Source organism: Sphaerochaeta sp. S2, from assembly GCF_016406725.1.
GTDB lineage: Bacteria > Spirochaetota > Spirochaetia > Sphaerochaetales > Sphaerochaetaceae > Sphaerochaeta.
Window position 1 is genome coordinate 1 of the sequence record NZ_JAEKNT010000353.1, and the last position, 8,439, is coordinate 8,439.

Here is an 8,439-nt window from a genome sequence, read left to right on the forward strand (position 1 = left end):
CGCTGCGTACTGGGCCCAGAGCATGCCGCAAATCTCTGAGGGGCTCATGCTGTTGGTGGTGTCGACCATGCTGACGTCGATGTAAATCTCAGTGCTTGCAAGTGAAGCGTGACCGAGAAGGTGCTGCAGCCTCAGGATGGCGTTGGGGTCGTTCTGGATGTAGTGTGTGCTGTAGCTGTGCCTCAGACTATGGGGATGAAATTCCGGAGCCAATCTGCTATGCTCCAGGCAGGTCTTGAACTCATGGGTGAAAACATTGGATTTCAAGCAACCTGTTGTTTTTTCGGCTGGGAACATCCAGTTCTCTGGGGTTCCCGGCCTATATTCTCGCCAGTAGTGGCGCAACGCCTGGTAGCAGGCCTCCGGCAATGTGACCCGCCGTTCCTTGTTCCTCTTGCCCTGGGGGATTCTCAGGAACCTCAAGCCCGAAGCCTTGTCAGTCTCGATATCCGTGACCTTCAGCTTTGTCAGCTCAAATGTCCTCATTCCAGTCCCATACAGGGTGAGGAAGTAGGCGAAGGCCCTGATCTCGTTGAGATGGGCAAAGAACTGCTCGAGTTGCTCCACCCTGAAGTGGACCGGCAACTTGTGGCGCGCACGCACATTGGGGACCTGCTTGCGGTTGATGGCAAGATTCAGGACAACCTCCAGGAAGAATTTGCATCCCGCATTGTAGGTGTTGATGCTGGTACCCTGGAGCTTGCCTTCCTTATGCAGATGCAAAAGGAAGCTCCTCAGGTCCTGCTCATTCAAGTCCGAATACCTATCCTTTCCTGCGAATGCGCTGAAGCGGAACAGTGCTGTACGATATGTCTGCCTGGTCTTTTCGGAACTTCCCCGTAGCAGAAAATCCTCTTCCATCTTCTGCAATACCTGTTCATTGGTCATCATTGGTAAAATCCTCCTGTATGAATAGCTTGGTTCCAAGAACCACAACCATGATACAGGAGGATTTGGGGGGAGACCCTATTTATATCGGCAGGGTCGTAGTAGTGGGGAGGGTTCTCGCAAGCACGATGGCTTAAGAAGCTTCCGCGCAGCGGATTAGTTCAATTATTGGAAGGGCTACAAGCTGCATCTGGATGTTACTGACTGCGGCATTTCCTTCAGTGCCATCGTCACCGGTGCGAATGTTCATGACAGCCAAGCGGCCATTCCCTTGGAGCGGATGTCCAGTGAACGGGTTACCCATCTGTATTCACTGATGGATAGTGCCTATGATGCGAAACCCATCAAGGATTTCATCATCACAAGTGGCAGGATCCCCATCATCGATCCGAACAAGCGGCGCAAGCAACAACGGGTGCTGTCTCCCGCTGAGAAGCAACGCTTCAAGATACGCTCCACCGTCGAACGGTCAAATGTCCACCTGAAGGATTGGCTGATCCCCTCGAAGATCATGGTACGGGGACCGGACAAGGTCTCCCACTGCCTGATGACCGGTGTGTTGTGTCTTGCAGCGATCAAGATACTGCAGTATTGCATCCTTCCGGGCTTACAGAAGACAGCGTAGCAACACAAATACGATAGTAATTCCACCTGTCGTGGGACAGGTGTGCCTTCTCATGCTCAATCCACAGTAGATTTGGCGTGATTTTTCTCTCAAGGCAATTGATTGGGCATTTCAGCCTTCACGATCAACGTCAACAGTATCGTTGCATGGATGCCGATTCATGACGGCTGCTCATTTTGCAAGAGGCTCAACCAATATTTTAAATATAGTTCGTATTTGGGGCTATCTAATCGCAGAAAGACATATCTATTTTTTTAAAAAGGGGTTTTTGGATGGATACTCTAAATATATTTATTGACAAATCATTTCTTATCAGTAAAGAAGTTTCTGCACAATATATAAATAAAATACCGTTTGGTGAATATATTTTTCATTACAATGATGCTGAAGTAACGTTTTTGGATGAACCTGGAAAAACGCTTATCATCCATGGGTTTGTTGTAGATAGCTCAAATGGTGAAGCAGATCAAAATGTTATATTAAACTACTTGTTTAAATATGAAAGCTTTTCTGAGGTAATTAGATTCAGTAAAAAATTAGCAGGCCATTTTGTAATTGTTTATTATGCTCGTGATGGATTGTATATTCTACCTGATGCTACTTCGAGTATTACTGTGGGATATACCGTTCAGAACCGCGACCTGTTAGTATCTACTGAACCTTCTATAATTGCTAGAATCAAAAACTATAAAGAATCATCGCTTTCGACTAAAATTTTATCCCAGACTACAGAAGGGCATTCCTTACCATATGATTTAACAATGTATGATGAAATAAAATATATTACTCCTAATCATTATCTTAACTGTAACACTGGGGCTATTGTAAGATTTTTTCCGAGTGAAAAACGCAGTTCTATATCTATTAATGAGGCTGTAAATAAATCTAGTTTACTAATCAAAAATATTATAACTGCATACAGGAAAAGGTATAAACTTGCAGTTTCACTCACTTCCGGTATGGATAGTAGGTTGATATTATCATTTTGCAAAGACTTCATTGGAGATATCCCTACTTTTATTTATAGACATGATTATATGACCGACAATACAGGTGATCTTGTAGTGCCTAAATTAATGGCGAAAGAGTTAGGATTTCAGCATATAATCATTAATGATAAACTATTACCTCAAAATATACTTGATCAATGTAAATCGAGATTAGGGTACGAACTTACTTCTTCAGAAGTAAGGAATGCTTGGACACATATAAATTCGGAACTAAAATTGCATTATCGGCTTGATGGAAATATTGCACCCATAGCCAAGAGTGGATTTGGAAAAAGAATGCCAGAAGTTTTTGCAACTTCATCTTACTTAAACACTAAAACGCACATTTACTCTATCGACAGTTATCGGGTAGTTAGAAGATGGAAAAAAGATGTTCAAAAAAAGGCAAAAAAGTCAAATATCTCAAAGTTTGACTTATTTTTTTGGGAACATAGATCGGGTAGGTGGACTTCTAGATCTTACAAAAACTTCAATTTGCTTTCTAACACTATCAATCCTTTTAATTGTAGAGAGCTTCTAGAGGTATGGGTTAATATCCCAAGAAGAGAGCGTGTGATTTATAGCCTACACAAAGAGATTATAAAAAAGAACTGGCCAGAGCTACTAGATTTTCCTATTAATCCTGATGCCAAATACAAGTTTATTTCAAGGAGCTCAATACTATTTTATTTTGCATCATACCTAAAATACTTTTTGAACTTTAACCGTAAACTCTAAAATGATCGTTTGCAGAGATGGAATCCTGGAGGCCTATATTGGAATTGATGTAGACAGCATCGCAATTTGTAGACAGCATCGCAATTTTCGGCATTTCCAGCATTTGAATTTTCCGGATTGGAAAAGACATCGTTTTCCCGCCTTTTGGAAAAAGGTACTTTTTAAACGTATGTAGACAGCATCGCAATTTTCGGCATTTTGAGCATTCCAATTTTCCGGATTGAAAAAGACATGGGTTTCCCGCCTTTTGGAAAAAGGTACTTTCAAAACGTAATTGAATTTTCGGGGTTGGGGATTACCGGATGGCCTCGGGAGTTGAGGAAGTGGTTTCATCTTCCTCAATCCTGGGAGCCTTCTCGTCGATGGACAGCAGGGTTCCGCGACCGTACAAAATGTTGATGATCTGCAGCACCTTGAAGTCGTCGCCGATCAAATGGCGCGGCCAATCTTCTAGATGATGATGAGTCGTAACGAATGTGGCGCGGATCTTCTTTTTGGTTTTCGGACTGAGATGATCGTCGATTCTGGTCCTGAGCAACACATAGAGGCTGTCAAGCAGATCGGCATCATGGATGTTCATGCAGGCGAAATCATCGATGATCAAACACTCCACCTTGGTGAGTATCCGATACAGGGTGTTGCTGGAGGGAAGTCGTCCATGTGTCTGCAAAACCTCCATCAGATGATGAAAATCGATGAATCGCGCCGATTTTCCCTCCCTGCACATTCGGTCGCCTAGTCCAATGGCAAACTTCTCCTTGCCGCAATCGGGAGGACCGTAGAGAACGAGATTCGGTTTCCTGTTCCTGTCGGTGAGGCCGTCGAGCGTCATGAATGAATCATACGATGCCTTGTCGGTCTTTGAAAGACAGGATGCATCAAAATCGGAGAGGGTGGGGTGATCGGGATACCCGGGAAGTATCATCGGTACCAGGAAGAATTGTCACATTTTCCACAAAAATCGGCGTTTTAAGCCGCTGGAAGCGTGATTTGGCGATTTGAGGTACCGGGTAGAACTGTCACATTTTCCACATCTGAAGGAATTTGCTTTTTTTTGGAAGGAGCTAATCAATATTAATAATAGAATCTCTAAAAGAGTTTCTACTGTACCATTGGCTATTATGGCTTTTATGGATCCTCCTTCTGTCTCCAAAAGTGGCCTATCCACAAATGTGTAAACTAAATCGTACTCAGACCACAGAGTACGCAAAAATGATGATAAAAAAAGGTATGGGGATATAGTTTTCAAGTAACAAACCGAAGGAGGATGAATGGCTCTTGATAAAAGTCTTTTTCTAACGTTAGCAGGTTACACCCCACGTCCTGGGCGATATGCCACAGAGGACTTTTTGACGGAGTTGTTTGCTTGGATTCTTAATAATATTGAGGGTTATGCTTCCAGTTTATTGTCTTTATTTCATGATGTGAATAAAACAGTACCGGAATATAAAGCAATCCAAGCCCATGCAGAAACCCAGAAAGTGATCAATGGTGGAAGGATTGATCTCTTTCTGGCCATTGATGGAGATGTTGCATTCATTTTTGAACATAAGGTTAACAGTTGGTTAAGTGATGGACAACTAGATAAGTACATGAAAAAAAGTGAATTATTAGAAGAGATTCTTTACTCCGTCTTAATTGTTAAACATAAGAAGCAATGGACCCAAAAGGCTGATGTTCAGCTTACATGGACAGATATTTTTAAGCTGACAAGAAGGATAAGAGGGAGATACAAAGATGACGAGAGATTCATTCTTGATAGTTTCTTGCATTTCCTGGAGGGTAATGATATGGGCGAAAAGCATGCGATTACACAAAGGGTTTTAGCTGCAGTTCCCGAGGTTTTAACTGGATATCAATCATTGGAGTATATCTTTAAGGAGCTAGAGACGTTTCCTTGGAAAGAGAAATTTGAAGCTTTGGATAGCTTGCCTTTGAAGATTAAAGAGATGATCAAGAAAGCAAGTCCAGAGTTCCATAAGGAAAGATGGGGAAGGATTGGGATTGATTTCTTCAATATCATCGGTACCAGGAAGAATTGTCACATTTTCCACAAAAAACGCCCTTTTAGGCATCTGGAAGCGTGATTTGACGATTTGAGGTACCGGGTAGAACTGTCACATTTTCCACACAGTTTGAGAGATGGATCTTGCGAGAGGTCTACCAAACCGTACTCAGATCAATTGACAAACTTAGACTAACTTGACACCAAAGAATCGTTACCATATATTCTAATTAAGGACTATTATTTATAAGGAGGTGCAATTATGGCTACAAAATCTTTTTCACGTGATATTATTATAAGGAACAGTAGCGCTGTAAAGTTGTTAAAATCCTCTTTAGAAAAAAGTTCATCTCAAAGTGAATGGCGAGTTGCTCCTAAAGCTAAAGCTAGTAAGTATATATCAGCATCTCAAGTGAAAAGTATATTAAAGAAATATTAATTATGAATTGAGGTGCCTAATATCTCACGAACCATATATCCACTTCAAATAGCACTAGAAGATTTCTTATTCGATGAGTCAATAAAAATAGGCTTATTAACTGTTGATCAATTAACTGAATCAAAAACCATTGTTGAGAATGATTCAGAATTGAGCTTGTCTCAATACTTATCAAGATTTGATAGTTCAAAAGAAATTAAGAAAGCTGCCGAAGCCCGACTATTATCGTTCCTTAGTAGCTTCTCATGTTCCAAGAACCAAGATGTTCACAATTTTCTAACAACCGGCTGAACCGCTTTTCTCGTACAGATAGAGAACCAGTGCAAAACTGGTCATCGAGCTCCCGAGTTGAGAGCATGACTGGGTAATCCAGAGCATGAAAAATGCCTGTAGATCCCGGTGAATGAGTGTTTTTATGTTCATATTGACTTTGCTTCCTTACTTGTTGAATTTGGCAGGAAAATGCAAAGTCCTTTGGACGAGAGAGGTTACGACTCCATGCAGCTTCGTCCTTGTCAGACCTTGCATGGAGATGAAGCAATGCAGAGCATATCGTATCCTCCTTTTGAAAGGAGTATAGCAAAGAGGGTGGTGTATGTCATCAGGATTATTGGCGCTAGGAAGAACTGTCACAAAATCCACAGCATCTCTTCGGAGATGTTTTTCTTTACCCCTCATATATCAATATTAATAATATTAACAAAATACATCATGTTCCACATACCATACTTGCCGTTGTTTCTCTGGAAACACAATATTTATAGATTTCCTCTTTTCTCTGAAGCAAAACCCCACGTTCCTGCTCTTTCCCATATATAAGGAGCCGCAACAATGGCAACGGTCATCAGAAGTCTCGGAATCAACGGAATAGAAGGATATCCACTTGCAGTGGAAGTAGCGATCATAGCAGGCCTGCAGGCAACCACCATCGTCGGTCTTGGTGATGCAGCAGTGAAGGAAGCAAAGGACAGGATGGAAGCATGCACAGAAGAACTTTCCTATGCCTACCCATCAAAGAAAGTCGTAGTCAATCTCAGCCCCAGTGACATCCCCAAGAGGGGAGCCTATCTCGATCTTCCCATGCTCCTCGGCCTCTTGGTTGAATCGAAGCAGGTCAGGCCAAGGATCGAGGATTGGCAGGAAATAGCTTGTGTTGGGGGAATCAGCACCACAGGGGCCCTTGTCGGCTTCAACGGCATACTGCCCATGGCAATCCAGGCCCACCGCATGGGATGGAAGAAACTCATCGTACCAAAGGACTGTGCCAATGAGGCCTCCCTGGTCAAGGACCTGGAGATCATCGCCTGTGGTACCATCACAGAGGTAATCCAATACCTGGAAGGTCGGTTGCATCTCTCTCCCCATAAAACAGACCAAGACCCCATCTTCCAGGAAAAAGCCAGCAATGACGGTGATTTCATCGACGTCGTCGGACATGACGACATCCTCCCTTACCTTGCAGCGGCCGTAGCAGGAAACCACAACCTTCTCTTGGTAGGGATTCCAGGAAGTGGGAAGAGCATGATGTCAAAGTTGCTCCCCACCATCCTCCCCCCCATGAATGAACAGGAAATACTGGAAGTCTCCTCCATTTACAGCATAGCAGGGGAGCTTGACGGCCATGAGCTCAAGAGTAACAGACCCTTCAGGGCTCCCCACTACAACATGTCCTCCCATGCCCTCATCGGGGGAGGACCACAGGCAAAACCCGGGGAAGTGACCCTTGCGCACCGGGGTATCCTCTTTCTTGACGAACTACCCGAATTTGGACGGAAAACCCTTGAATCCCTCCGTCTCCCCCTTGAGGACAAGCGTGTCACCATAAGCCGGGTCAACCAGACCAACCGATATCCCTCAGACTTCATGCTCGTTGCAGCCATGAACCCCTGCCCCTGTGGCTACGCAGGCACCTCACGTTGTGAATGCACCCCCTATGCCATCAGGACCTACCGCCAACGCATATCAGGCCCCATCCTCGACCGCATAGACATGCAGAAGTACGTCGGTAGGGTGGAGTTCAAGGATGGTCATCTCATGAAAGGCAATACCAGCTCCAAAGACCTCAGGGACTCGGTGATGGAGGCGCGTGAGCGCCAGAGACATCGCTTTCGGGAAGGAGGGGAGCATATTACCACCAACTCCCAGATGAGCAGCTCCCAGCTTCGAAGGTACTGCACCCTCGACGATAAATGTGCCGCTCTCCTGCAGAAAACCTATGAGAAGGACCAACTCTCGGTCCGAGCCCGCTACAAGACCCTCAAGCTTGCCCGGACCTTCGCCGACATACAGGGAAGTGCCACCATTGAGAGAGCCCATCTCATCCACGCACTCTTTTCCCGTGACCTCGAAAAGGAGATGAACCATCATGCATGACCAAACAATCTACTGGATCTGGCTCAATGAAATGCGGGGGATCACCCTCAGGGATAAACGGAGACTCCTCTCAGTTCTCTCCACTCCTGAGAACATCTTCCACGAGTCCACCACTACCATTGCCGACATACTGGAAACAAAGAAGGGAAGGAATGGTTCCGTCGCTGAAAGCAGGAGGGAACCCTATGGGGCCGTCTGGAATACACGCAGCCTTGCCGATGCTGAGACCATCCTTGCCAACAATGAACAACACTCCATCCATCTCCTCTCCCCTGATCACCCGCACTACCATCCAATCTATACAAATGATACCAAGGCACCCCTGGTGCTTTACTACAAAGGCAGACTCTCCCCACCTGAAATACCCATCACAGGTGTCATC

Annotated in this window: 11 protein-coding genes; 7 read left to right on the plus strand and 4 right to left on the minus strand. The window is 44.5% G+C overall.

Translation table 11 applies throughout. From position 1 onward, the window contains the following. Nucleotides 1-891, minus strand: an 891-nt coding sequence (locus JF818_RS10375) for a tyrosine-type recombinase/integrase (RefSeq protein WP_198891941.1), incomplete at its 3' end; no start/stop codon positions are given. A gap of 130 nt (nucleotides 892-1,021) precedes the next feature. Continuing rightward, on the minus strand, nucleotides 1,022-1,147 hold the full coding sequence (locus tag JF818_RS16680; protein ID WP_370570325.1) for a hypothetical protein: 126 nt from the start codon (nucleotides 1,145-1,147) through the stop codon (nucleotides 1,022-1,024). On the opposite strand from JF818_RS16680, the gene JF818_RS10380 reads away from it, so the two are divergent. Then, complete coding sequence (locus JF818_RS10380; RefSeq protein ID WP_370570326.1) at nucleotides 1,115-1,513, plus strand: transposase; 399 nt, start codon at nucleotides 1,115-1,117, stop codon at nucleotides 1,511-1,513. The two genes, JF818_RS16680 and JF818_RS10380, sit on opposite strands and share 33 nt — an antisense overlap. Before the next feature lie 272 nt (nucleotides 1,514-1,785). After that, the gene (locus JF818_RS10385) at nucleotides 1,786-3,240 is read left to right on the plus strand and encodes a hypothetical protein (protein ID WP_198891942.1); all 1,455 of its coding nucleotides are present in this window, start codon (nucleotides 1,786-1,788) and stop codon (nucleotides 3,238-3,240) included. A 295-nt stretch (nucleotides 3,241-3,535) separates the two neighbouring features. Here JF818_RS10385 and JF818_RS10390 read toward each other — a convergent pair whose 3' ends face one another. Then, complete coding sequence (locus tag JF818_RS10390) at nucleotides 3,536-4,165, minus strand: ATP-binding protein (protein ID WP_198891943.1); 630 nt, start codon at nucleotides 4,163-4,165, stop codon at nucleotides 3,536-3,538. A 346-nt stretch (nucleotides 4,166-4,511) separates the two neighbouring features. Here JF818_RS10390 and JF818_RS10395 point away from each other — a divergent pair, with 346 nt between their 5' ends. Continuing rightward, the gene (locus JF818_RS10395) at nucleotides 4,512-5,327 is read left to right on the plus strand and encodes a PD-(D/E)XK nuclease family protein (protein ID WP_198891944.1); all 816 of its coding nucleotides are present in this window, start codon (nucleotides 4,512-4,514) and stop codon (nucleotides 5,325-5,327) included. Between the two features lie 180 nt (nucleotides 5,328-5,507). Further along, nucleotides 5,508-5,684 carry a hypothetical protein gene (locus JF818_RS10400; protein ID WP_198891945.1) on the plus strand — a complete coding sequence of 59 codons (177 nt, stop codon included), beginning with the start codon at nucleotides 5,508-5,510 and terminating at the stop codon, nucleotides 5,682-5,684. A gap of 276 nt (nucleotides 5,685-5,960) precedes the next feature. On the opposite strand, the gene JF818_RS10405 is transcribed toward JF818_RS10400, so the two are convergent. Continuing rightward, nucleotides 5,961-6,107 (minus strand): hypothetical protein, encoded by a 147-nt coding sequence (locus tag JF818_RS10405; RefSeq protein WP_198891946.1) that lies wholly within the window; start codon nucleotides 6,105-6,107, stop codon nucleotides 5,961-5,963. 117 nt (nucleotides 6,108-6,224) lie between these two features. Between JF818_RS10405 and JF818_RS10410 the strand changes: the two genes are divergently transcribed. The 3 genes from JF818_RS10410 to JF818_RS10420 form a co-directional block, all read left to right on the plus strand. Next, on the plus strand, nucleotides 6,225-6,503 hold the full coding sequence (locus JF818_RS10410) for a hypothetical protein (protein WP_198891947.1): 279 nt from the start codon (nucleotides 6,225-6,227) through the stop codon (nucleotides 6,501-6,503). A gap of 12 nt (nucleotides 6,504-6,515) precedes the next feature. After that, a complete protein-coding gene (locus JF818_RS10415) occupies nucleotides 6,516-8,057 on the plus strand; it encodes a YifB family Mg chelatase-like AAA ATPase (RefSeq protein WP_198891948.1) in 1,542 nt (513 codons plus the stop codon). Further along, the coding region (locus JF818_RS10420) for a hypothetical protein (protein ID WP_198891949.1) at nucleotides 8,050-8,439 on the plus strand (390 nt) is incomplete at its 3' end. The genes JF818_RS10415 and JF818_RS10420, both read left to right, overlap by 8 nt.